The sequence below is a fragment of the Niastella koreensis GR20-10 genome (assembly GCF_000246855.1).
Lineage (GTDB): Bacteria > Bacteroidota > Bacteroidia > Chitinophagales > Chitinophagaceae > Niastella > Niastella koreensis.
In genome coordinates this window covers 1,520,304-1,543,433 of record NC_016609.1, presented here as the reverse complement: position 1 = coordinate 1,543,433, position 23,130 = coordinate 1,520,304, and the positions used below count along the sequence as shown (strand labels likewise).

The 23,130-nt window shown below is 43.2% G+C and carries 21 protein-coding genes; 12 read left to right on the top strand and 9 right to left on the bottom strand.

The genetic code is table 11. The features are described 5' to 3' along the window. Nucleotides 1–19 precede the first annotated feature (19 nt). Together NIAKO_RS06190 and nifJ are read left to right on the top strand one after the other, a co-directional pair. The gene (locus NIAKO_RS06190; protein ID WP_014217545.1) at nt 20–1,642 is read left to right on the top strand and encodes an NAD(P)-binding protein; all 1,623 of its coding nucleotides are present in this window, start codon (nt 20–22) and stop codon (nt 1,640–1,642) included. Nucleotides 1,643–1,652: 10 nt separating this feature from the next. Continuing rightward, on the top strand, nt 1,653–5,234 hold the full coding sequence (nifJ, locus tag NIAKO_RS06185; RefSeq protein ID WP_014217544.1) for a pyruvate:ferredoxin (flavodoxin) oxidoreductase: 3,582 nt from the start codon (nt 1,653–1,655) through the stop codon (nt 5,232–5,234). 102 nt (nt 5,235–5,336) lie between these two features. Here the strand turns inward: nifJ and NIAKO_RS06180 are convergent, their stop codons facing one another. Beyond that, nucleotides 5,337–6,215 carry a MerR family transcriptional regulator gene (locus tag NIAKO_RS06180; protein ID WP_014217543.1) on the bottom strand — a complete coding sequence of 293 codons (879 nt, stop codon included), beginning with the start codon at nt 6,213–6,215 and terminating at the stop codon, nt 5,337–5,339. A 13-nt stretch (nt 6,216–6,228) separates the two neighbouring features. Next, complete coding sequence (locus NIAKO_RS06175; RefSeq protein ID WP_014217542.1) at nt 6,229–6,495, bottom strand: GTP cyclohydrolase I; 267 nt, start codon at nt 6,493–6,495, stop codon at nt 6,229–6,231. Nucleotides 6,496–6,582: 87 nt separating this feature from the next. On the opposite strand from NIAKO_RS06175, the gene NIAKO_RS06170 reads away from it, so the two are divergent. The 4 genes from NIAKO_RS06170 (at nt 6,583) to NIAKO_RS06160 (ending at nt 8,702) form a co-directional block, all read left to right on the top strand. Continuing rightward, nucleotides 6,583–7,044, top strand: a complete 462-nt coding sequence (locus NIAKO_RS06170) for an SRPBCC family protein (protein WP_242675538.1) — start codon at nt 6,583–6,585, stop codon at nt 7,042–7,044. A 25-nt stretch (nt 7,045–7,069) separates the two neighbouring features. Further along, the gene (locus NIAKO_RS06165) at nt 7,070–7,540 is read left to right on the top strand and encodes a TspO/MBR family protein (RefSeq protein WP_014217540.1); all 471 of its coding nucleotides are present in this window, start codon (nt 7,070–7,072) and stop codon (nt 7,538–7,540) included. Between the two features lie 128 nt (nt 7,541–7,668). Beyond that, the gene (locus tag NIAKO_RS39690) at nt 7,669–7,962 is read left to right on the top strand and encodes an NAD-dependent epimerase/dehydratase family protein (RefSeq protein WP_081196023.1); all 294 of its coding nucleotides are present in this window, start codon (nt 7,669–7,671) and stop codon (nt 7,960–7,962) included. After that, nucleotides 7,950–8,702 (top strand): acyl-CoA desaturase, encoded by a 753-nt coding sequence (locus NIAKO_RS06160; RefSeq protein ID WP_014217539.1) that lies wholly within the window; start codon nt 7,950–7,952, stop codon nt 8,700–8,702. Before NIAKO_RS39690 ends, NIAKO_RS06160 begins: the two co-directional genes overlap by 13 nt. 14 nt (nt 8,703–8,716) lie before the next feature. Here NIAKO_RS06160 and NIAKO_RS06155 read toward each other — a convergent pair whose 3' ends face one another. The 6 genes from NIAKO_RS06155 to folE all read right to left on the bottom strand — a co-directional run bounded on the left by NIAKO_RS06155 (nt 8,717) and on the right by folE (nt 15,756). After that, a complete protein-coding gene (locus NIAKO_RS06155) occupies nt 8,717–9,859 on the bottom strand; it encodes a DEAD/DEAH box helicase (protein WP_014217538.1) in 1,143 nt (380 codons plus the stop codon). A gap of 85 nt (nt 9,860–9,944) precedes the next feature. Further along, nucleotides 9,945–11,780, bottom strand: coding sequence for a glycoside hydrolase family 2 protein (locus NIAKO_RS06150; protein WP_014217537.1), 1,836 nt, complete (start codon nt 11,778–11,780; stop codon nt 9,945–9,947). Nucleotides 11,781–12,585: 805 nt separating this feature from the next. Further along, the gene (locus tag NIAKO_RS06145; RefSeq protein ID WP_041346411.1) at nt 12,586–13,269 is read right to left on the bottom strand and encodes a DUF4288 domain-containing protein; all 684 of its coding nucleotides are present in this window, start codon (nt 13,267–13,269) and stop codon (nt 12,586–12,588) included. Nucleotides 13,270–13,520: 251 nt separating this feature from the next. Then, nucleotides 13,521–13,820, bottom strand: coding sequence for a hypothetical protein (locus NIAKO_RS06140; protein WP_014217535.1), 300 nt, complete (start codon nt 13,818–13,820; stop codon nt 13,521–13,523). Between the two features lie 465 nt (nt 13,821–14,285). Next, nucleotides 14,286–15,167 (bottom strand): MerR family transcriptional regulator, encoded by an 882-nt coding sequence (locus NIAKO_RS06135; RefSeq protein WP_014217534.1) that lies wholly within the window; start codon nt 15,165–15,167, stop codon nt 14,286–14,288. A 13-nt stretch (nt 15,168–15,180) separates the two neighbouring features. Beyond that, nucleotides 15,181–15,756 (bottom strand): GTP cyclohydrolase I FolE, encoded by a 576-nt coding sequence (gene folE / locus NIAKO_RS06130; RefSeq protein WP_242675509.1) that lies wholly within the window; start codon nt 15,754–15,756, stop codon nt 15,181–15,183. A 229-nt stretch (nt 15,757–15,985) separates the two neighbouring features. Between folE and NIAKO_RS06125 the strand changes: the two genes are divergently transcribed. The 4 genes from NIAKO_RS06125 to NIAKO_RS06110 are packed head-to-tail and all read left to right on the top strand — an operon-like array spanning nt 15,986 to nt 19,029. Beyond that, complete coding sequence (locus NIAKO_RS06125) at nt 15,986–16,459, top strand: SRPBCC family protein (RefSeq protein WP_041348082.1); 474 nt, start codon at nt 15,986–15,988, stop codon at nt 16,457–16,459. Beyond that, nucleotides 16,456–16,926 (top strand): TspO/MBR family protein, encoded by a 471-nt coding sequence (locus NIAKO_RS06120; RefSeq protein ID WP_014217532.1) that lies wholly within the window; start codon nt 16,456–16,458, stop codon nt 16,924–16,926. Before NIAKO_RS06125 ends, NIAKO_RS06120 begins: the two co-directional genes overlap by 4 nt. 16 nt (nt 16,927–16,942) lie before the next feature. Beyond that, nucleotides 16,943–17,590, top strand: a complete 648-nt coding sequence (locus NIAKO_RS06115; protein WP_014217531.1) for a flavin reductase family protein — start codon at nt 16,943–16,945, stop codon at nt 17,588–17,590. Between the two features lie 8 nt (nt 17,591–17,598). Beyond that, the gene (locus NIAKO_RS06110) at nt 17,599–19,029 is read left to right on the top strand and encodes an SDR family oxidoreductase (RefSeq protein ID WP_014217530.1); all 1,431 of its coding nucleotides are present in this window, start codon (nt 17,599–17,601) and stop codon (nt 19,027–19,029) included. 226 nt (nt 19,030–19,255) lie between these two features. Here the strand turns inward: NIAKO_RS06110 and NIAKO_RS06105 are convergent, their stop codons facing one another. Then, the gene (locus NIAKO_RS06105; RefSeq protein ID WP_014217529.1) at nt 19,256–19,597 is read right to left on the bottom strand and encodes a DUF6799 domain-containing protein; all 342 of its coding nucleotides are present in this window, start codon (nt 19,595–19,597) and stop codon (nt 19,256–19,258) included. Nucleotides 19,598–19,983: 386 nt separating this feature from the next. Here NIAKO_RS06105 and NIAKO_RS06100 point away from each other — a divergent pair, with 386 nt between their 5' ends. Together NIAKO_RS06100 and NIAKO_RS06095 are read left to right on the top strand one after the other, a co-directional pair. Further along, entirely contained in the window at nt 19,984–21,108 is a 1,125-nt protein-coding gene (locus tag NIAKO_RS06100) for an AI-2E family transporter (RefSeq protein WP_014217528.1), read from the top strand. 271 nt (nt 21,109–21,379) lie between these two features. Beyond that, nucleotides 21,380–23,065: a hypothetical protein gene (locus tag NIAKO_RS06095; protein ID WP_014217527.1), complete on the top strand. Its 1,686-nt coding sequence runs from the start codon at nt 21,380–21,382 to the stop codon at nt 23,063–23,065. The last annotated feature ends 65 nt before the right edge of the window (nt 23,066–23,130 follow it).

The window sequence follows — 23,130 nt, the reverse complement described above, 5'->3', positions numbered from 1 at the left end:
TGCCTGTAACTTTATAGGCATGAAAACAAATCAGGATATTACGTTGCCGCCCGATCTGCAAAGCCATCACGAAGGGACAGGTGCCACCAGAAAACAACATCCTGTATATAGCAACCTGCTGCCGCCCTGCAACAATGCCTGCCCTGCCGGTCAAAACATCCAGGCATGGCTGTCACTGGCCCAGGCAGGCCATTATGAGGCAGCCTGGCGCGTGATCATGGAAGACAATCCGTTGCCTGCTGTTACAGGCAGGGTTTGTTATCATCCATGCGAAGGACAGTGCAACCGTTCCTATATTGACGATGCTGTTAATATACATGCTATAGAGCGCTTTTTAGGTGATAAAGCATTGCAGGCGGGATGGACCATGGATACGGCCCCGTTTACCGGCAAGCGTGTTTTAATAGTAGGAGCCGGCCCTGCCGGATTGTCTGCGGCATATCACCTGGCGCGGAAGGGGCATTATGTGGAAATACATGAGGCCGGGCCCATAGCAGGCGGCATGATGCATTTCGGCATTCCCGCCTATCGCCTGCCCAGGCGTGAGTTGGACGTGGAGGTGGCGCGCATATGCAAAATGGGGGTGCATGTTCTATACAATCATAAAGTAGAAGACCTGTTGTCTGAAAAAACACAGGGGCAATTCGATGCTGTATTCCTGGCCATTGGTTCACACCTTTCTAAAAAAGTAGATCTTCCGGTTAAAGATGCCTGTAATATGCTGGATGCGCTGACCTTCCTGAAACAGGTGGAAGATGGCACAGCGCCACAACTGGGAAAGCGGGTGGCAGTGTATGGTGGCGGCAACACCGCCATGGATGCAGCCCGCACGGTTAAGCGGATGGGCATTGCTGATACCATGATCATTTACCGGCGTGACCGCAACCACATGAGCGCACACGAATTTGAAGCACAGGAAGCATTGGATGAAGGCGTAACCATTCACTGGTTGCGTTCCATCAAATCTGTAGAGGGCCTTACGATGACGGTGGAAGTAATGGAATTGCAGGATGGCAAACCCGTACCTACCGGCCGCCTGGAAACACTGGAAGCAGACTGCCTGATAATGGCCCTGGGCCAGGAAGCCGATACCGGTTTTTTGAAAAAGGTTCCCGGAATTGCATTTACGCCCGATGATAACGTACTGGTAAACGAAAGTATGATGACTGGTCATGCCGGTATTTTTGCTGGCGGTGATATGGTGCCCGGCGAAAGGAATGTAACCATTGCCATCGGACACGGGAAAAAAACAGCGCATTACATAGATGCCTACCTGAAAGATCAACTATATACCCCTCCTGCCCTGCCACCATTGATTGGGTATGAAAAACTGCATCGCTGGTACCGCACGTATGCACCACAGGGCATGCAGGCCGAACGGCCCGTAGCAGAACGCATGGCTGGATTTGATGAAGTAAAATATGGCCTGCAGGAAAAGGAGGTCCTGTTTGAAGCACGCCGGTGTTTATCCTGCGGAAATTGCTTTGAATGTGATGGCTGCTATGCAGCCTGTCCGCAACATGCTATTTTAAAACTGGGGCCTGGCAACGGCTATACCTTTAATTATGACCAGTGCACCGGATGCGCCGTCTGCAGCGAGCAATGCTCCTGTCATGCCATTGAAATGGTTCCCGGACCGTAAACCAATCAATATGACACAAGAAACCATACCTGTTGTTGCTACACTGGACGGCAATGAAGCCGTTGCTTATATCGCTTATCGCGTAAATGAAGTTTGCGCTATTTATCCTATCACGCCTTCCTCTACCATGGCCGAACTGGCAGACGAATGGGCCGCCGCAGGAACAAAGAATATCTGGGGCCAGGTGCCGGATGTTATAGAGATGCAAAGCGAAGGCGGGGCTGCCGGCGTGGTACATGGTGCTTTACAGGCAGGTGCGCTTACGACCACCTTTACGGCATCGCAGGGTCTTATGCTGATGCTTCCTAATATGTACAAAATAGCCGGAGAACTTACCAGCGCAGTGTTTCATGTAGCTGCCAGGTCACTGGCCGCACAGGCGTTGTCTATCTTTGGCGATCATAGCGATGTGATGGCAGCCCGTACCACCGGCTTTGCCATGCTTTCTGCCGCTTCCGTACAGGAAGCGCATGATATGGCACTCATCAGCCAGGCCGCTACCCTGCAGGCCCGTATTCCTTTCATTCACTTTTTCGATGGCTTCCGTACCTCGCATGAAATAAATAAGATCCGGTTGATCCCTGATCACCAGATCAGCAACATGATCAACGACACACTCGTGAACGAACACCGCCTGCGCAGCCTGAATCCCGACCGGCCATTCATCAGAGGCACAGCCCAAAACCCGGATGTCTACTTTCAGGGCAGAGAAACAGTGAATCCTTTCTATGCAGCCGCACCAGGCATTGTGGAAAATGCCATGGACAAGCTTGGACAACTTACTGGTCGCTGTTACCGTCTTTTTGAGTATTACGGCCATGAAGATGCGGAACGTATAGCTGTGGTGATGGGTTCAGGCGGTGAAGTGCTGAAAGAAACAGTGCGTGTATTGCAACAGGCAGGCGAAAAGGTAGGTGTAATACAGGTAAGACTGTTCCGTCCCTTCTCTGCCGCGCACCTGCTGGCAGCATTGCCGGCTACAGTAGAAAAAATTGTGGTGCTGGACCGGACCAAAGAACCGGGCGCCGGCGGCGAGCCATTGTACCAGGACATCGTTACCCATCTATGCCAGGCTTTTACAGAAGGCCGTTTGGCAAAACTGCCCCGTATTATCGGAGGCCGGTACGGTTTATCTTCTAAAGAGTTTACCCCGGCCATGGCCAAAGCGGTACTGGATGAACTGAAAAAGCCGGCTCCGATGCATGGCTTTACCATCGGGATCCACGACGACATATCGCATACCAGCCTTTCATACGATCCTTCTTTCCGTATTGAGCCGGCAGACAGGGTCTGTGCGCTTTTTTATGGATTGGGTGCCGACGGTACAGTAGGCGCCAACAAAAACAGCATCAAGATCATTGGCGAAGAAACCAGTCTCTACGCGCAGGGATATTTTGTATACGACTCCCGGAAATCGGGTACTCAAACGGTATCGCACCTGCGCTTTGGTAAAGACCCTGTTCATGCCCCCTGGCTCATCGATCAGGCTGATTTTATTGCCTGTCATAAATACAATTTCATCAGTAAAACAGATATGTTACAGTATGCCCGGCCCGGCGCTACCTTCCTGCTGAACAGTCCTTATGCTGCAGCCGAAGTGTGGGACCGGCTGCCGCGGTACGTACAGGAACAATTGATTGAAAAACAGGTGAAGCTGTACGTGATCAATGCCTCGCAGGTTGCGGCGGCAGCGGGTTTGGGGCAGCGTATCAATACCATTATGCAAACCTGCTTTTTTGCATTGTCAGGCGTATTGCCTGCTGCAGAGTCCATTGAGCAGATCAAGAAATTCATCCGCAAATCTTACGAAGCAAAAGGCGAAGCCATTGTACTACAAAACTTCCGGGCAGTAGATGAAAGCCTTGCGCACCTGGTACAGATAAGCCTGCCTGTGACGGCTGCCGGAACACTGTGTATGGAAGCCGGCATCTCCACTGCGGCGCCCGCATTTGTACAGGAAGTTACAGCCATGCTGCTGGCAGGTAAAGGAGACCTGCTGCCAGTGAGCAAGCTGCCTGCCGATGGCACCTATCCCAGCGGTACTACCAAATGGGAGAAAAGGAACATTGCCGATACTGTGCCGGTTTGGGAACCGGATAGTTGCATACAATGCGGCAATTGCAGCTTTGTGTGCCCGCACAGTGTTATCAGGTCGAAATTTTATCACGAATCCTACCTCAACCAGGCACCAGACAACTTTCCTTCTGCGGATATCAATGCACGGGGATTTCCTGAAACACGTTACACCCTGCAGGTGTACCTGGAAGATTGTACAGGTTGCAATCTTTGCGTACAGGCCTGTCCGGCCATAGACATTAAAGATGCTACGCGTAAAGCCATTAATATGTCGCCCAAGCCGGCACTGGCGCCTGCACGGGAATACATCCGCTTTTTTGAAAACCTGCCCGTCAATAACCGGGCAGCCATAGATTTCTCTTCAGTAAGAGGTGCGCAGTTCCTGGAACCATTATTTGAATTTTCAGGAGCTTGTGCCGGCTGCGGAGAAACCCCTTACATAAAATTGCTGACCCAATTGTTTGGCGACAGATTGCTGGTAGCCAATGCTACCGGTTGTTCTTCCATTTATGGTGGTAACCTGCCTACTACGCCCTGGTCTGTTAATAAAGACAACAGGGGCCCGGCCTGGTCCAACTCGCTGTTTGAAGACAATGCAGAATTTGGGTTGGGTATGCGGGTGGCTGCCGACAAACAACTGGCCATTGCACAAAGTCTTCTTTATGCGCTGAAGCCCGTACTGAATGATGATGCACTGGTGGACATGTTATTACATGCGCCACAACAACTGGAATCGCAAATAGCGGAACAACGCAGCCGGGTAACTGTTCTTAAAGAGAAATTACAGGTACTGTACAGGGATCCGCTGGCAGCTCAATTGCTGGCCGTAGCCGACCACCTGGTAAAGAGAAGCGTGTGGCTGATAGGTGGTGACGGATGGGCTTATGATATTGGATCTGCCGGGTTAGATCATGTATTGTCTACAGGCCGCAATGTGAATATACTGGTGCTTGACACCGAAGTATATTCCAATACAGGCGGGCAAATGTCCAAAGCTACACCTACTGCAGCCACAGCCAAGTTTGCAGCTGCCGGTAAAAAAGTAGGCAAGAAAGACCTGGCCATGCAGGCCATCTCCTATGGCAATGTATATGTTGCACAAATAGCCATGGGAGCCAATCCGCAGCAAACATTGTTGGCTATGCGGGAAGCAGAGGCTTACAAAGGCCCATCCCTGATACTGGCCTACAGCCATTGCATTGCACATGGTATAGAAATGGAAAAGGGGTTAACGCAACAACAACTGGCAGTGGCCAGTGGTTACTGGCCCTTGATCCGTTACAACCCGGCACTCCGTGAAGCAGGCAAAAATCCTTTTGTACTGGATTCACCCCAACCCACCATTCCTTTTGCCGAATATGCCAATAATGAAACGCGTTATAAATCACTGGCAACATCGCATGCCACTGAAGCAGCCCGGTTAATGCAATTAGCGCAGGAACTGGTAATGCTGCGATGGAAGACCTATGAAAATATGGCTACCTGGAAGGCGGAAGCGTTTGCGCCGGTAGGTTAAAGGATTTGCATGCCGTAAAATGCTTGTTACTATAAGTCGTATATTTTATCGAAGGAGATCGCGCGTGCGTGTTTTCATTCCAAAGATCAATTATCCGGCTGCTTACAGATGTTGCAAAAGATCGAATGGAGATTGTAAGAAATGGGTGGAGGCAGTACGCTGTAATATACCTGTTACAGCAGCGCTGCAGGCAATAAGAAGTAGCAGATCGTTTGGAAGCTGCATGCTTTTGCGCAGAAATGCGATGTCGATTTGTTCCCGACGCGTGATCAGGAACAGCAAAACATGAGAGATCTTTGTTTTCTCTAATACGGCAGCTACCTGTTCATAAGGCACGTTCTGTCCAAGATAAATGGTTTCAATATCCTTTGAACGAATAATATAATTGGCGAAGAGCAGGCCAATCTCATGCCATTCACCCGGTGGTAACAACAATAAAAACTTCTTCCGCCGCTTCTTTTTTATTTCCAGGGCATCAGTAGCTGCCATGAGTTTTCTGCGCATCACTGCCGAAGCAAAATGCTCCTGTACCGGAGTTACATCCTCAGTGGTCCACATAATGCCTATTTTTTGCAGGAGTGGGTAAAACACTTGCAGCATGGCATCAAATAGTCCGTATCGTTTTATGGCGGCGGTATAAGTTATTTCGAAGTTTACCTCATCGAAATCCAGCATGGCTACCACCAGTCTGTTAATAAAAGCAATGGCTGTTTCGTCCGTTTCACTGCCGCTATTTTGTAAGCCCAGCACCATGGCATGAATATCTTCTTCATCAAGTTCCGCGATCTTCGAGATCTTATATCCGTTATTCAATAAGGTAGCTACATTAAGTAGTTTGCGTACCTGCCGGTCGTCGTACATACGAATATTGGTTTCAGTACGGCCGGGTTGTATCAGATTATATCTACGTTCCCATATACGAATGGTAGGCGCTTTGATACCCGATAGCTGTTCAAGTTCTGATATGTGGTATAGTTTCATTACTACTGTAAAATTAATAAACCGTAGTCATGCCTGCATACCGCAGGAATTCTTCTTTTAAGGCGTTGTTTACAAACTGACCTTCATAGAAAGCTGTGACCGTGGCCGAGTATGTATCGCGAATGCCACGCGATGCCAAACACATATGAAAAGCGTCTGGCCGCATAGGCGTATCAGCCGCTGTTTGAAAATGATTGTCGCCAATCTCGTCCATATTCATCTCATTCAGATTTAACCCTTTCAGGCCAGTCAGCGATTTTGTGTTGGCACGGTGTTGCATGAAATTAATTTGAAATAAGAACAAATGTACACTAACTTTGTTCAACTTTTAATTAAATTAGTTGGACAAAATAAAAACCTGCCAGATTTGTTATATACCATAGAAACGAGCCAATTGATCAGGGCCGACATGGCCACGGTGTGGGCATTTATGAGCAACCCCAATAATTTGGCACGGCTTACGCCTGCTTACCTGGGTTTTGAAGTGCTCAGCAAAGAAAATTCGGACCGTATGTACCCGGGACAGATCATTGAGTATTATGTGAAGCCATTGCTGAATATCAAACTGCACTGGGTTACCGAGATCACGCATGTACAGGAGGCGTCTTATTTTGTAGATGAACAACGTTTTGGTCCGTATGCATTCTGGCACCACAAGCACTTTCTTCAGGAAAAAGCAGGAGGTGTTGAAATGCGTGATCTGGTGCACTATAAACTTCCATTGGGCTACCTTGGAAAACTGGCCAATGCGGTTTTTGTAAAAAAACAACTGAAAGGCATATTTGATTTCCGCTATCAACAAATAGATAGCCTTTTCAATGGCCGGTAAGTTTTTATTGTAAAAAAGAGCCGACATGAATAAATGGTTGACCATCTTGCTTTGTATCGGATTGCCGCTGGCAGTTGGAGGAGTATCCGCTTATGTGACCATTCAAAACGTACAAAGCTGGTATCCCGGCCTTGTAAAACCTTTTTTTAATCCGCCGAATACGGTTTTTGGCCCTGTATGGACCGTATTGTATATTTTAATGGGCATCTCCTTTTACCTGGTACTCCGGAAGCCTTCTTCTGAGAAGAAGAAGCATGCCATTATATTGTTCCTTATACAGCTATTATTGAATTTCTGGTGGAGCATTTTGTTTTTCCGCTTTCATTTAACAGGCATTGCCCTCGTAGATATTGTATTGTTGTGGTTGTTCATCATCCTTATGATCCGCCGGTTTTACCAGGTATCAGGCAAAGCGGCCAACCTGCAATGGCCATACCTGGCCTGGGTAAGTTTTGCGAGCGTATTGAATGCCTCTGTCTGGTACCTCAATCACTAACTCTATTGTTAAGGTACCCTTACCTGTTCGGGTCTCGACAGTTATCACCAGACCGAATGACTATCCAGGTTAATTTATGCCAAACCTGATTCCTGGCGGCAGGCTTTTCTCACTGAATAAAACAAGTTATGCATATACTGATCACGGGAGCGAATGGTTATGTGGGTCAACGCCTTTCACCGGTACTGGTGGAATTGGGACACCGCATTACCTGCTGTGTGCGAAGCCGTCAACGGTTTAATAAAAGCTTACAAGTAAAAGGTATCCGGCATTGTAATTTCATTAACGTTATTTGCTGTAACTTGCGGTCCGATAGATTTCGCGTATTACTTTTTTACTTTCAATCGTGGGTATTGGCTCTTCCGAAAAAAATCAGTTTTCCGCATGTTCTATTTCAAAAATTAAAATTATGTGGGTGCTGATCATTTTTATTGCAATCTGGTATTCTTCTCTTTTTTGCCAAACCTTTTTTCAACACAGGTATGCCGCTCACCAGGCATTTACCATGAATAAATTCTGGGAAAGGACTTTTTATATTTTTACTTACCTAACACAAGGCTCGTCTTATTTAAGTCCCCGCGCCTATGCAATCATGCACCGGATGCACCATGCTTATACTGATACCGAAAAAGACCCCCATTCTCCGGAGTACTCACGCAATATGTTGCAAATGATGGCGCGCACAAGGCAGATCTATAGCAGTATCTATAAAGGTGAATATGAAGTAGAAGAGCAATTTACCCGAAATTTGCCTGATTGGCCGGCATTTGATAAATGGGCACACTCTACCTTTTCCCGAATATGCTGGATACTTGGATATACGGTAATATTTCTTTGGCTAAGCCAATCTCTCTGGTGTTTGCTGTTATTGCCTTTTGTAATTGTTATGGGGCCGCTTCATGGAGCTATCATCAACTGGTTTGCCCATAAATATGGATATACCAATTTCAAATTGAAGAACACCTCGCAAAACCTGTTTTCTGTTGACTTTCTGATGTTAGGCGAATCCTATCATAATAATCATCACAAAAGTCCCAGTGCGATTAACTTTGGTAAACGCTGGCATGAAGTGGATCCCGTTTATCCGGTTATCAGGTTTTTGGCCTCGTTACGGATCATTACTTTGCGTAATGACAAGCATAAAACAAAAAATTCCCGATAATACCGGCATAATTATTAAAAACCCTGCAGATTAATATCGTCACTTTCCAGGATCTCTACTTTTTTCCCCATCTTTTTCTGGATGATGCCAAAATGATGCTGGTCTTTAGGACAGATCAGCGAAACAGCCCTGCCCGAAGCGCCTGCCCTGCCGGTACGGCCGATGCGGTGTATATAATCTTTGGGAGAACGTGGCAACTCGTAGTTAATGACTATTGGCAATTGCTCAATATCAATACCCCGCGAGGCAAGATCAGATGCTACCAGTACCCGCAACTTACCCTCTTTAAAACGTTGCAACGTTTTAAGACGGCCAGTCTGGCTCAAGTGGCCGTGCAAAGAAGCTGCCTGTATCCCATTTTTGATAAGTTTGCCGGTAAGGTTATCTGCCGTTCTTACGGCAGAGGTAAACACCAGCACCTGCTGCATACCTTCATTCTTGATCAGGTAACGTAAAAGCGGCCCTTTACGAGCTTCGGTTACATGATAGGCAAGTTGTTCAATCAATTCAATGCTGTGCTCTTCTTCTACCACTTCAATCGTTAGCGGCAGGTGCAGCAGGTGACGCTGCATATCTTTAATATCTTCACTGGCAGTGGCAGAAAACAACAGGTTCTGGCGTTTGGCCGGTAGCAGCTGAAACACTTTATCCATCTCCTCTTTAAAACCCAGGTTCAGCATTTTATCGGCTTCATCCAGCACCAGTATTTCTACTTGTGATAAGTGCACGGCTTTATGGTCTATCAGATCAAGCAAACGGCCCGGTGTAGCTATTAATATTTCGATGCCATGCAAGGCCATCATTTGCGGGTTGATGGAAACACCACCATACACCGCCATTGTTTTTATTTTATTCGGCAGGTGGGCGCAGAAGGTCTTACAAACATCACTTACCTGTATAGCCAGCTCACGGGTGGGCACTATTACCAATACCCTCACGTGCCTGTCTTTCTTTTCTACCCGGCGCTGGCACAATTCCAGTATAGGCAATACATAACCGGCAGTTTTGCCAGAGCCGGTTTTAGATATGCCGAGTATATCCTTTCCCTGTAAGATCGCAGGAATAGCCTGCTTCTGCACAGGCGTAGGCTGTGTAAATGACTGTTCGCCTATTGCCTTTAATAACGGGGCAGATAAACCCAAAGCGGAAAATGCCATCTTCTTTTTTGTGCAAAGCTAAAGTAAATACCGCGCTTTATGGCTTGTAAAGAAAGTAGAGAAAATCGCCTGAGGGTATCAACTATTACTTTCTATCAGGTGGCATCTGTTGATTTAACTCATTACCAGCCTTAATGACTGCTTTATTCACTGCTTTAACCCTTTCAATGTCCATTTTTTCAACAGCCCGGTCATAAGTCAGGATACCATTTACTTCGTGTTCAACATCGGTGGTCTGCGTATATATTGCAATACTTAAGCCCTGATATTTCATGAGTTGCTCCACCTGGTCCATTAAGAATACGTACCTATCAGTTAGTCTGTCTTTAGTGGGTTCATAAGCATAAGCATTGTTTTCCACTGGCCACATATGTCCCTGTACAAACAAACCAACACCACCGAACTCACCCAATGATGCCGCTCGTTTGCCATCAGGTTTAGAAGCACCATTAGGCCCAACGTAAATATGTGTATCTACAAAGTCTCCGTTTCCAGGATCTCCTGCGGCTTTTTGAAAATCAGGGTTATTGTTAAACCCGGAATTACCATTTACCAGTCTTGAAGGATCTATTTTTTTCACCCAGTCGGTAATCTCTTTTACGTCGAATGCGCCCCAGTTTTCGTTGAATGGTACCCAGGTAATGATGGAAGGGGAATTATAAAGATCGTCGATCATAGCATTTAATTCCTTTCTAAAAACGCTTCTCGTCTTTGCCGTATCTTCGTGTTGATACCAGATAGCCGGCATATCCTGCCATACCAATAGACCTAGCTTATCTGCCCAATAGTAAAATCTTTTAGGCTCCGTTTTCATATGTTTCCTTATCAAATTAAAACCAGCCTTTTTAGTAAATTCCATGTCATACAGTAAGGCTTCTTCTGTTGGAGCTGTCAAAATACCGTCAGGCCAATACCCCTGATCCAGTAATCCAACCTGCATTACAAACCGGTTATTCAATAGTGGTCTTATAATCCCATTAACACTACCCAGTTTAATATCACGCATACCAAAATAGCTACGAACCTCATCCGTGATATTGCCTTTATTATCAGTCAGCGTTATGGTAAGATCATACAGGAATGGATTATCGGGAGACCATAATTTAGGATCTTTTATTGGAATATATAATTTCATTCCGGTGCTTCCCGAAATTTCACTCACCACTTTTTTTCCATCAAACGCAGTAGCTTTAATTTGAGCAGGCCTGGCCTCAACAAATACTTCCAATTGGTTGTTGGCTATATCGGGTAGTAGCCGGATATTTCTAATATAATGTTCATTGACTGGCTCCAGCCATACACTTTGCCAGATCCCTGAGGTAAAAGTATAGTCTCCACGTGGACCATTTTTACCAGAGGGTGTTTTCCCTTCATTTGGATCATAGGCAGCAACAATGATGGTATTGGTACCTGCTTGTAGAAATCTTGTAATATTAATTTGAAAGGAACTATAACCGCCGGCATGTGACCCTGCTTTTTCTCCATTGACAAATAAGGTGGCATCATGGTCAACCGCATCAAAATTGATGATTATCTGCTTACCTTTCCAGGCCAAAGGAATTTCAAATGTGCGGCGGTACCACATATTTGTTTCCTGGTTTCGCTCAATTCCAGAGAGTACAGATTCCGGGCAATAAGGGACCAAGATCTTTTCTGTTTTATCCTTAAAACTAATTGGCTTAATGGGATTTAAAGCACTGGTCACCTGTTTGCCTCCCATGTAATCCCATTTTCCATTCAAACATAGCCATTCCTTTCGCTCCAACTGGGGACGGGGATATTCCTGAAAAGGTACAGTCGATTCCATAGCCACCTTCGTCCATTGGGTAGGTAATTTAGCCTGTTGGGCTTCAGATTTTTTGACAAGTAAACAATTGAATAGCAGGACGCTTAAAAAAAGCAAGTAGTTTTTTATGTTCATTGTATAATATGCTATTTTTAGTAAGGATAAACAATAGACAAAATACATTTTTAGCTTTAAATAAAAGCCTCTCGATACAAAAAAGCCTTCCAATTCAATCAGAAGGCCTCTTATTTTACAGTGAACTGCATTAACTTTTTTTTGCTGATGCTGCCGGAGCCGTCCAGTGCTAATTTAGTAATGTGGGAATTGCGGCGATATTCTATATTACCGTGTTGGTCATACTGGCTACGGTAAGCGACAAGAAATTAACCCATGTGTCAAATGAGGATCAAGTGAAAAAATCGGGGGATTTGAAGAGGTATGTGCAAATATTGTTGTTGCGAACTTTTCAGCAAAAATTCCATACTTCTCCCATAGAATGACTGATTTTTCTAATCTTATTGTAAACGTTCGGGCAAAAGTTGCGAACTTCTGCCATTGTTGCGAACTTTTCGACATAAGTTGCTTATTATACCGCATTTCCAACTGACTATGACTCATTAATGCTGAACATTATGGCATTTGTTGCGAATTTGAGGCTATTTGCACAACTTCAGAGCACAAGTAGCGAACCTGGTGCCTTTACTTTTAAACATTGGCGCAAAAGTTTAAGATCTACAGTAAAAGGTTGGTTACTTACGCGTCAAAGTTCGCTACTTACGCATCAAAGTTCGAAATTGATGACTTATTAAGAAATATTGATGACTTATATCAGGCTGCGAATATAGTGGGGTACTGAGAACAGAGACTGAAGCGTTTGGCCGGCATATCCGGCGTGCTTGAGGGAAGAGTTGAGCCAATTGTATAAGATCAATCTTCGACACTATCTTCCACTCCATGCTCTGTCACTTGTAATTTTGCGACTCCTAAGTTTTGAAAAAACTTCAACACCTTCAGGTTTATTAAAGTCGTCAATACTTGTTATGTTCATGGCAAAGCAATCGTCGTAGCTTTCAATTTTCCATCTAACTAATCTTGCGTCAGAATTTAAGTATGGTTCGCCATATTGTTTTTCCTGTTTCTTAACTTTGTTGTAAGCACTTTCAACAGTCTGTGCTTTTACTAATACATATCTGTCTTCGCATGATTGCATTCCTTTCGTCAAGCCTTCTACTTGTATTGAAACAGTCATTTTAACGCAAAAGAAATTATATGTTGGCTTGTTTTGTTTTTCTTTTGCCCCGTCTAATTGGTGAATAAAGATATTTTCTATGAATGACTGTTTTGTAAGTTTTAAAATTGAAGCAAGTGTTAGCTTGGCTTTAACTCCGCTTGGTCGTCGTTTAGTTCCAACCACCTCATATGTGTCAAAATATTTCCTGTCAATTAGTTTTTGAAAATTGGTTTTAAGAAACTTGTCTCGAAATTTCTTTCTGTCTGGCAAGTCAAGTTTAGCAACCATTTTCCAGTTTGGATATTTCACATAAATGGTCGCAAAAGCCATTCGCTTGTCAGGCGAAATCTTTTTTATCATTGTCCAATTATCTAAAGAAAAAAGTGTTTTCATTGTTTAAATACTGTCGTGATAGCATGATGCACAACGTTTATATTATCGCTAATATACGCTACTTTCAGATGTGACAGTTTTTTGCAACTTACTTTTTTTAACTTACTAAGCAAAAATTATGGAAGGTGGCTTTTGAATTATGGAACCATACAACAGAAAAATGATCGCTTTCTCAAAATAGGTTAAGGTACTCACCCGATAGATGAAAATTGCCAGTCAATCGGATGAGGTCAGGAAATAAATTAATTGCTTTACCAACTAATTATTCCGTCAGAAGAAATTGATTTGGCGCCTCTCACATTTTTAACTTTAGCCACTTGTATAGCACCAGGGTCACCTTGTTGGAATGGCTTATTGTAAAATGACTCTTCAATTACAAATTCAGCAACCCCAGTTAATTTAAAATTTTTGTCCAGACATTCTGGAAGAATCGCTAAGTTATCAGTTTGATAGTCGTTACCAACACTTGGATATATGATTCCATCAATGACCTCGTCGTCTTCCGGCTGCCGGCTGCTTAATATTTGTTCTGAAAATAGTGCTGAAACCATAAATTCTGTATGGTTTTATCCTGTCACTAAGCTAGATTGAGCAACGTTAGGTAAATTTTTAAACCATTCGAACATTGTGTTTACTTTAATTTGGGGTAATAAAAAATCAATGAACGTAATTAACCAAATTCGTATTAATTTTAGTTTTATTATTTGGCAACTTATTTATCCATACTCAAAAATCTAAGTGGAGATTTATGTTCTGAACAAAAAATGTCACTTCAACATCTTCTGCAAAGCAAATTCACAGTTAACTATTTCATTCGAATTGTCGAGGTAGGAAACGATATACTTCTTACGGAAATTAGCGCAGCGTAAGTCTAATTTTCCCAGGCGGGATGCCTACACGGCCGATGAACAAATCTATCATCTGCAAGAGATTCAAAAAAGGCAAAGGCTTCGTCAATTATCGAAGGCGCAATCGGGAATGATTGTTTTCATTCCAAAGGTCAATTATCCTACTGCTTACAGGTGTTGCAAAAGGTCGAATGGAGATTGTAAGAAATAGGTATTAGAGGTAGTGCACTGTAATGCACCTGTTACAGCAGAGCTGCAGGCAACAAGAAGTGGCAGCTCATTGAGAAGCTTCATGCTTTTGCGCAGAGAGGCAATATCCATTTGTTCCCGACGTGTGATTAAGAACAGCAAAACATGTGAGATCTTTGTTTTTTCTAATACGGCAGCCACCTGTTCATAAGGCACATTCTGTCCAAGATAAATGGTTTCAATATCCTTTGAACGAATAACATAATTGGCGAAGAGCAGGCCTATCTCATGCCATTCACCAGGCGGTAGCAGTAATAGAAACTTCTTCCGCCGTTTCTTTTTTATTACCAGGGCATCAGTAGCTGCCATTAACTTTCTCCGCATCACTGCCGAAGCAAAATGCTCCTGTACAGGGATTACATCCTCAGTGGTCCACATGATGCCTATTTTTTGCAGAAGAGGGTAAAACACTTGCAGCATGGCATCAAATAGTCCGTATCGTTTTACGGCGGCTGTATAAGTTATTTCGAAGTTCACCTCATCGAAGTCCAGCATAGCTACAATCAGCCCGTTAATAAAAGCAGTGGCTATATCATCCGTTTCACTGTCACTATTTTGTAAGCCCAGCACCATGGCATGAATACCATCTTCATCCAGTTCCGCGATCTTCGAAATTTTAAAACCGTTATTGAGTAACGTAGCTACATTAAGTAGTTTGCGTACCTGCCGGTCGTCGTACATACGAATATTGGTATCGGTACGGCCGGGTTGTATGAGATTATATCTACGCTCCCATATACGAATGGTAGGCGCCCTGATGCCCGATAGCTGTTCAAGTTCCGATATATGGTATAGTTTCATTACAACTGTAAAATTAATAAGCCGTAGTTAAGCCTACATACCGCAAAAATTCTTCTTTTAAGACGTTGTTTACAAACTGGCCTTCATAGAAAGTGGTTACTGTGGCCGAATGTGTGTCGCGAATCCCACGCGATGCCACACACATGTGCTTGGCATCGATAATAACTGCCACATCTTCTGTTTTCAGCGCCTGCTGCAAGGCCCTGCCGATCTGCATAGTAAGTCGCTCCTGCACCTGGGGCCGCCGTGCATAGTAATCTACCAGCCGGTTAAGCTTGGAAAGACCAATGACCTTACCGGATGAGATGTAAGCGATATGCGCTTTGCCGAAAATGGGTACAAAATGATGTTCGCAGTGACTGTAAACGGTGATGTCTTTTTCAACCAGCATCTGGTTGTATCTGTATTTGTTTTCAAAGAGGGTCATATTCGGCAAATCGGCCGGATTGAGCCCGTTAAACAGTTCTTCAACATACATTTTTGCCACTCGGCGGGGTGTGCCACGGAGGCTGTCGTCTGTAAGATCCAGCCCAAGCGTTTCCATAACCTGTTTGAACAAACCTTCGATCTTGTCTATTTTTTTCCCCATTGGTAAGTGTAAAAGCGTCTGGCCGTATTGGGGTATCGGTTGAGGAATGCAGATGATTGTCGCCTATTTCTTCTATGTTGATGTTACTAAGGGATAACCCTTTTCCACCTGTTAGCGACTTTACATTGGTACAGTGTTGCATGAAATTAATTTGATATAAGAACAAATGTACACTAACTTTGTTCAACTTTTTATTAAATTAGTTAGACAAAATAAAAAATTAGCTGGAGTGTTATATACTATAGAAACGAAACAATTGATCAGGGCTGACCTGGCCAATGTGTGGGCATTTATGAGCAACCCCCGAAATTTGGCCCGGCTTACGCCTCCTTACCTGGGTTTTGAAGTGCTCAGCAAAGAAAATAATGACCGTATGTACCCAGGACAGATCATTGAGTATTATGTGAAACCATTGCTGAATATCAAACTGCACTGGGTTACAGAGATCACGCATGTACAGGATGAGTCTTATTTTGTAGATGAACAGCGTTTTGGGCCATATGCTTTCTGGCACCATAAGCATTTTCTTCGGGAAACAGCAGGCGGTGTTGAAATGCATGATCTGGTACACTATAAACTACCACTGGCCTTACTGGGAAAACTTGCCAATGAGGCTTTTGTGAAAAAACAACTGAAAAGAATATTTGATTTCCGCTATCAACAGATAGAAATCCTTTTCAATGGTAAAAAAGAGCTGATATGAATAAATGGTTGACCATAGTGCTTTGTATCGGCTTGCCGCTGGCTGTTGGTGGGGTATCTGCCTATGTGACCGTTCAAAACATACAAAATTGGTATCCGGGTCTTGCAAAACCTTTTTTCAATCCACCGAATACTGTTTTTGGTCCTGTATGGACCGCATTGTATATTTTAATGGGCGTCTCCTTTTACCTACTGCTACGGGAACCTTCTTCTGAGAAAAAGAAACAAGCCATTTTATTGTTTTTCATACAGCTCGTGTTGAATTTCTGGTGGAGCATTTTGTTTTTCCGCTTTCATTGGATTGGCATTGCCTTTATTGATATTGTATTGTTGTGGTTGTTCATCATTCTTATGATCCGCCAGTTTTACCGGGTATCAGGCAAGGCGGCCAACCTGCAATGGCCATACCTGGCCTGGGTAAGTTTTGCAAACGTATTGAACGCCGCTATCTGGTACCTAAATCACTAATTTTAATGTAATAAGAATGGACATTAGCATTTTTAATAAATCCGCCATCGAAGCTTTTGAGCAGCTGTACCGGGCAACCTTTATTAATTCACTGGGAGGTTTTAAAAGCCTGGTGATCGTGGGCACTAAAAGCTTGTCTAACATTACCAACTTGGCCCCGTTCAGTTCCTTTTTTCACATAGGGGCTCACCCAGCTTTGTTTGGACTGATTTTCAGGCCGGGGACGGAAGAAAGGCATACCTTGTCCAATATCATCGCAAGGCAGCAGTTCACCGTAAATCATGTACATGCTTCGATGTATGTGCAGGCGCACCAGGCTTCGGCCCGTTTTCCAGCCGGCAATTCTGAGTTTACCGCGACCGGTTTAACCGAAGCCTACGAAGCTGGTATTGACGCGCCCTTTGTCCAGGAAAGCAGGATCAGGATCGGCGCTGTAATGCGTGAAAAAATTGATATTGCCCTTAATGGTACTACCTTATTACTTTCAGAGATCATGCATGTATCGATGCCTGCCGATTGCCTGCAGAAAGATGGGTTTGTAGATCTTGAAAAAGCAGGCACCCTTACCTGTTCAGGCCTTGACAGTTATCACCAGACCGAACGACTGGCACGGTTAACTTATGCCAAACCCGGTTCCTGGCCGCAGGCATTTGACACTGAATAAAACAAGTTATGCATATACTGATCACGGGAGCGAATGGTTATGTTGGTCAACGTCTGGCCCCGGTGCTGGTGGAGTTGGGACACCGCATTACCTGCTGTGTGCGAAGCAGGCAACGTTTTAATACCAGTCATTTACCAGCCGGTGTCAATATCATTGAAACCGATTTTTCGCCGGACAGTCCGCAGGTACAATTTCCCGAAGATATTGACGTGGCATATTTCCTGATCCATTCCATGCGGGAAGGGCCTTCCTTTGAAGCTGCAGAGCAACAAGCCGCTACCAAATTTCAGCAGCTTACAGAAAACACGCGCTGTCAACAAATCATATACCTGAGCGGCATAGTGAATGCCGATCAACTTTCTAGGCATTTGTCGTCGAGGCTGGCAGTAGAAAAAATACTGCGCGTGGGCAAAGTGCCGATAACTGTTTTAAGAGCTGGTATTGTAGTGGGCTCGGGCAGCTCATCTTTTGAAATCATCCGCGACCTGGTGGAGAAGCTGCCAATTATGATAGCTCCGAAATGGGTGAACACGAAATGTCAGCCGATCGGTATCCGCAACGTGATCGGTTTTCTGACCGGCATACTGCTGCTGAAGGAAACATTCAACCAGGATTATGATATTGGCGGACCTACCGTTCTTACCTATAAACAAATGCTGTTGCAGTTTGCAGAAGTCCGCGGCTTAAAACGACATATTATTACGGTACCGGTCATGACACCGCGATTGTCGAGTTACTGGCTGTATTTTGTAGCCTCTACCTCCTACCCGCTGGCTGTAAACCTGGTAGATAGTATGAAAGTAGATGTGGTATGCAGGCCCAATGACCTTGCACAGCGGTTGGGCATTATTTTGCTTACCTACAAGGAGGCAGTGTCGCTGGCTTTTCAAAAAATTGAACAGCAGGAAGTGATCAGTAGTTGGAAAGATGCTTTTAGCGCTTCCAATGCCAACCCACAAATCATCAGGAATATTGAGGTACCGGTATTCGGTTGTTTTAAAGATATAAAGCGCCGCAGCATCACAGGTGATGATCAGGCAGTGCTGCAAAAGATATGGAACATTGGAGGAAATACAGGCTGGTATTACGGTAATGCCCTTTGGAAGATACGTGGACTGCTCGATAAAGCATTTGGCGGTGTAGGTCTCCGGAGAGGCCGTACCAGCCGTTTGAGTATATCCAGTGGTGACGCACTGGATTTCTGGCGTGTACTGGTAGCCGATAAAACGAACAAACGCCTGCTGCTATTTGCTGAAATGAAATTACCTGGGGAAGCCTGGTTGGAATTTCAGATCGTTCAGGAAAACAACCAATATTGTCTGATGCAGACCGCCACCTTCCGGCCCAAGGGTATTTGGGGCCGGTTATATTGGTACTGTGTACTTCCCTTTCATTATTTTATCTTCAATGGCATGATTAATGCGCTGCTGAAGCCCTAACGTGGTTAACGGTACCTAAGGTTAAACAGTTCAAAAAAGAAGCTCTTGCAAAAAGTGCTTTTCCTGTCAAAGGTTACCTGCACGTATAAGGGATCGTAATATTTTCAAAGTCTAAATATGCTGTCCGAATTGCTGGCCAGATTTTCGGCCCTGATTTGCGTCAATTACATCTTGGAAGGTTTTGAAAATTCCTTTTAAATTAATCAGCGAGATGTCATTTCCCTTATTAACCTTTCTTCATCATCATTTTCTGACAGTCTTTATGAATTGCTGCTTTTGTATCACAACATTCGCCCTCTTTTAGTTTCATTGATTTCCCATTCTTCATTTTACAGGTCCCGTCGGGCATAACTTTCATTTCATGAAATATTGTTTCATTTGTAATGGCAGTTTCCTTTCCGTCCTTATAATGAAACATTTTACCACCTTTCATCATGACACATTCGGATATGGCCTGTTTTTCCTGTTCTGTCTTTTGTGGCGATGGCGCTTTCTTTTTGGGTTCCTGGGCCGTTGCGGCTGAGGCTAAACCCAATAGTACCAGTAAGGTTAATGTCATCCTTTTCATGTTAAATTATTTTTTTAAATTTATTGTTTATTGGACTTGAAATCAATGATATTAATCAATGGCACATATGAGGTTGAACAGGAATTCTGAATTTATCGTGCTGTTGAATTAAATAAGGTCCTCATGTAATAAAAAATATACAACTGGAGTTGTCCAGGAAATAGGATCATCCGGACCGTCCTTACAGCATGTCAACCATATTTTAGAAAACAATTTTTCATTATTGTTAATCACAGCAAAACAATTATATGAGAATGATAGAATTCACAGGTGATGAAGCATGGCAGAAAAATTCGCCGCTGCTACCTGGCCAAATAACCAGGGAAATTACTTACTTTTTTAAATGACATCCCTTTTCCATAAACCTAACGATTGTCAGATTACACATGCAAAAGCTTGTCATATTTCCTTTTACTATCAGATTGTGTCTTGGCCTTTTTAGTATCGTACTTATAATATTGATACTTTATCAAGCGCAGCATATCCTGGTGCCAATTGTTTTCGCTATTTTGTTTGCTATGTTGCTGGTTGCTCCCTGCAATTACCTGGAACGGCATAGAATACCCAGGGGGTTGGCGGCATTCCTCTCTTTCATCCTTTTTATCCTTATTGGGTTAATTGTATTTTATCTGGTATCTTCTCAGATCTACAGGTTTAAAAAAGAATTGCCAGGATTTATAAACCAATTGAATACAGGGCTTAAAAATCTTACAGAAAAATTACAGGAGAATTTTCATCTAAGTGCCGAAAAAACAAATCAACTTCTTGATGCCGTTTCGTTCAAAAACCTATACAACTCGACCACCTTTGTGGGAAACACCTTTAACACAGTTTCAAATACCGTCCTTTACATGATTTTGATCCCCGTTTATACCTTTCTGCTATTGTATTACAGAGGACTAATCGTGCTTTTTCTTATCAGGAGCTTTTCAGAAAAAAACACTACCCTGGTACAGGAGGTGCTTAACAAATCCAGGACTGTGATAAAAGGATACGTGGTTGGTATATTCACAGAAATGATCATAGTGGCTGTATTGAATTGCACGGCATTTTTTATCCTTGGCGTTAAATATGCGTTTTTGCTGGGTGTAATTGCAGCCGTATTGAATATTATTCCTTACCTTGGTATATTCACCGCCTGTATCCTGAGTATGATCGTTACTTACACTACCAATTCCCCGGGTACAGTACTCGGAGTAGCTATCGTACTGATAAGTGTTCACCTTATCGATGCCAATTTCATATTATTGAAGGTGGTAGGTTCCAAATTGAAAATGAATGCGATGGCTACTTTGTGCGGAGTCCTTTCCGGGGGAGCCATTTGGGGTATTACAGGAATGTTTCTTGCCATTCCACTGTTATCTATCCTTAAATTGATTTTTGATGCAGCTGAAATCCGGCCTCCCTGGGGTCTTCTGATAGGAGAAGATATTTCATTACCTGACAGGCGTGCGCAAAGAAAGTTATTGAGAGCACAAAAATTACTTAAAAAGAAGGAGTCAAATTTATAACACAGACATTCAATAAATTGCTAATCCTAAATGATGCCCTACAGCAAATCTGAACACTTTAGTTTTCCTGTGCCCGAAGGAAACGCCACTGAATATGTTCAAGGCAAAAAATAGTGTTTGCTTTTGCATTGCTTGCTGCTTTGCATTTTTTCCTTATTGTAGTGTATATGCTCAAATAAACGACTCTACCTCACAGAGCCCTCCACCAAAAAACATAACATTTACACGGTTTCTTTTAAATGTAATAACTCGAAAAAGTGTAGACACATCCATGCAGCCGGGTGTGCTCATCAGTAAAAATGAATTGCCATTTCTGCCTCACCAGGGTAAAGGCATCAGGCATATACTAATCAAAGAATTCGGGTTTGATAAAACACTTACAGATACGGCAAAAGAAATCAGCTATTTCGGTAAAGATTTTGTAAAACACCTGCATAGAATTACAAAAGAAAAGATAATACGCAACAATCTGTTTATAAAAGAAAGGACTGCACTCAATGCTAATGTAGTGGCAGATAATGAAAGGTATCTTCGTTCATTGGATTATATACATGATGCACGAATATTCGTAGATACCATTGCCAATGAACCCGATTCCATTGATTTGATAGTTGTCACCAAAGACTTCCTTAGCATTGCATTTCAACTTAACCAGGTTACTAAAGACCGGTTTAAAGCAATTATAGGAGATGTAAATATAATGGGAACGGCTCAACGGGTTCAGTTTACGACAGTGCTCGAAAAAAATCGAGACCCTGATTTTGGTTATGAAATACTTTACATAAAAAACAGTATAGCCAATACTTTCATTAATGCAACCATTGGCTATTCAACAATCAATTCCGACCTGTACAATGGCACCACAGATGAACATACCTGGCATGTTGCAATTGAAAGACCCCTGGTATCGCAATACCTGCATGTTGCAGGTGCTGTAAAGTTTGCTCACAGCCAAACTTATAATAATTATGTAAAACCCGATAGCTTGTTCTATTATTATCATTTCGATAAGTATGATGCATGGATTGGATATAATCTTGGCATACGTAAATTCCTATTTCTGAAAAGTATGCTAAACAGGCAATTTATCAGCATTCGCTATTTTCGAAACAGGTTTAACCCGGGTCCATACCAGGTAAACAACGAATTCAATTTCAGGTTCAATGATCAGGAAGCCGTACTAGCTCAATTCACGTTTTTCAGGCAAAACTTTTATAAAACAAATTATGTTTTTGGTTTTGGTATCACAGAAGATGTTCCTTATGGTTATAATATTGCGTTAACTACGGGTTGGTATAAACAGCTGCACATGGAGAGGTTATATTACGGAATTGATGCCAACCGTTATGTTGTAACAGACAGGGGATATGTGAGGCAGTACTTCTTACGTGCAGGAAGCTTTTTAAATGGAGGCAAAATTCAGGATGCAACGATTTTAACGGGTGCCAGTATCTTCAGTCGTGTTTTTAGCTTCAGAAATTTAAAGATGCGGCAATACCTGAGGTTTAGTTATACAAAGCAATTCAACCGCATTGGCCTGGATCCGCTAGGTATTAATAATGTATTTGGGCTTCAATACATCTCTTCTGATTCGGCAAGCGGACACCAGCGTTCAAATGTGCATACAGAAACAATATTTTTTTTAAAATATAAAGCGTTGGGTTTTAAATTTGCGCCGTTTGCATCTGCCGACATTGCATTCTTTACACCTGAAAATAAAAATTATTCCAATTCAGGCTTTTATTTTGGATTAGGTGGAGGCATGCGGATACGAAACGAAAATATATTATTTGGCACCATAGAATTACGGTTCATGTATTTTCCCAGAAAATCATCACAACACAATGCTTTCAAACTCACATTGGATACCAATCTGCATTTCAGGTATAATAACAGTTATGTAAAAGAACCGGATATTATTCAGGTAAATAGTGATCCTAATAATAATATTTACTGAGGCTATTATTACCACTTCCTGAGGTAAGCGATAATATGGAAGATGTACTTGACATGCTTTTAACC

Excerpts from the sequence above, each read along its gene's own strand:
- NIAKO_RS06190 (WP_014217545.1), top strand. The coding sequence starts at position 20 with ATGAAAACAAATCAGGATATTACGTTGCCGCCCGATCTGCAAAGCCAT.
- nifJ (WP_014217544.1), top strand. The coding sequence starts at position 1,653 with ATGACACAAGAAACCATACCTGTTGTTGCTACACTGGACGGCAATGAA.
- NIAKO_RS06180 (WP_014217543.1), bottom strand. The coding sequence starts at position 6,215 with ATGAAACTATACCACATATCAGAACTTGAACAGCTATCGGGTATCAAA.
- NIAKO_RS06175 (WP_014217542.1), bottom strand. The coding sequence starts at position 6,495 with ATGCAACACCGTGCCAACACAAAATCGCTGACTGGCCTGAAAGGGTTA.
- NIAKO_RS06165 (WP_014217540.1), top strand. The coding sequence starts at position 7,070 with ATGAATAAATGGTTGACCATCTTGCTTTGTATCGGATTGCCGCTGGCA.
- NIAKO_RS39690 (WP_081196023.1), top strand. The coding sequence starts at position 7,669 with ATGCATATACTGATCACGGGAGCGAATGGTTATGTGGGTCAACGCCTT.
- NIAKO_RS06160 (WP_014217539.1), top strand. The coding sequence starts at position 7,950 with ATGTGGGTGCTGATCATTTTTATTGCAATCTGGTATTCTTCTCTTTTT.
- NIAKO_RS06155 (WP_014217538.1), bottom strand. The coding sequence starts at position 9,859 with ATGGCATTTTCCGCTTTGGGTTTATCTGCCCCGTTATTAAAGGCAATA.
- NIAKO_RS06150 (WP_014217537.1), bottom strand. The coding sequence starts at position 11,780 with ATGAACATAAAAAACTACTTGCTTTTTTTAAGCGTCCTGCTATTCAAT.
- NIAKO_RS06145 (WP_041346411.1), bottom strand. The coding sequence starts at position 13,269 with ATGAAAACACTTTTTTCTTTAGATAATTGGACAATGATAAAAAAGATT.
- NIAKO_RS06140 (WP_014217535.1), bottom strand. The coding sequence starts at position 13,820 with ATGGTTTCAGCACTATTTTCAGAACAAATATTAAGCAGCCGGCAGCCG.
- NIAKO_RS06135 (WP_014217534.1), bottom strand. The coding sequence starts at position 15,167 with ATGAAACTATACCATATATCGGAACTTGAACAGCTATCGGGCATCAGG.
- folE (WP_242675509.1), bottom strand. The coding sequence starts at position 15,756 with ATGGGGAAAAAAATAGACAAGATCGAAGGTTTGTTCAAACAGGTTATG.
- NIAKO_RS06120 (WP_014217532.1), top strand. The coding sequence starts at position 16,456 with ATGAATAAATGGTTGACCATAGTGCTTTGTATCGGCTTGCCGCTGGCT.
- NIAKO_RS06115 (WP_014217531.1), top strand. The coding sequence starts at position 16,943 with ATGGACATTAGCATTTTTAATAAATCCGCCATCGAAGCTTTTGAGCAG.
- NIAKO_RS06110 (WP_014217530.1), top strand. The coding sequence starts at position 17,599 with ATGCATATACTGATCACGGGAGCGAATGGTTATGTTGGTCAACGTCTG.
- NIAKO_RS06105 (WP_014217529.1), bottom strand. The coding sequence starts at position 19,597 with ATGAAAAGGATGACATTAACCTTACTGGTACTATTGGGTTTAGCCTCA.
- NIAKO_RS06100 (WP_014217528.1), top strand. The coding sequence starts at position 19,984 with ATGCAAAAGCTTGTCATATTTCCTTTTACTATCAGATTGTGTCTTGGC.
- NIAKO_RS06095 (WP_014217527.1), top strand. The coding sequence starts at position 21,380 with ATGCAGCCGGGTGTGCTCATCAGTAAAAATGAATTGCCATTTCTGCCT.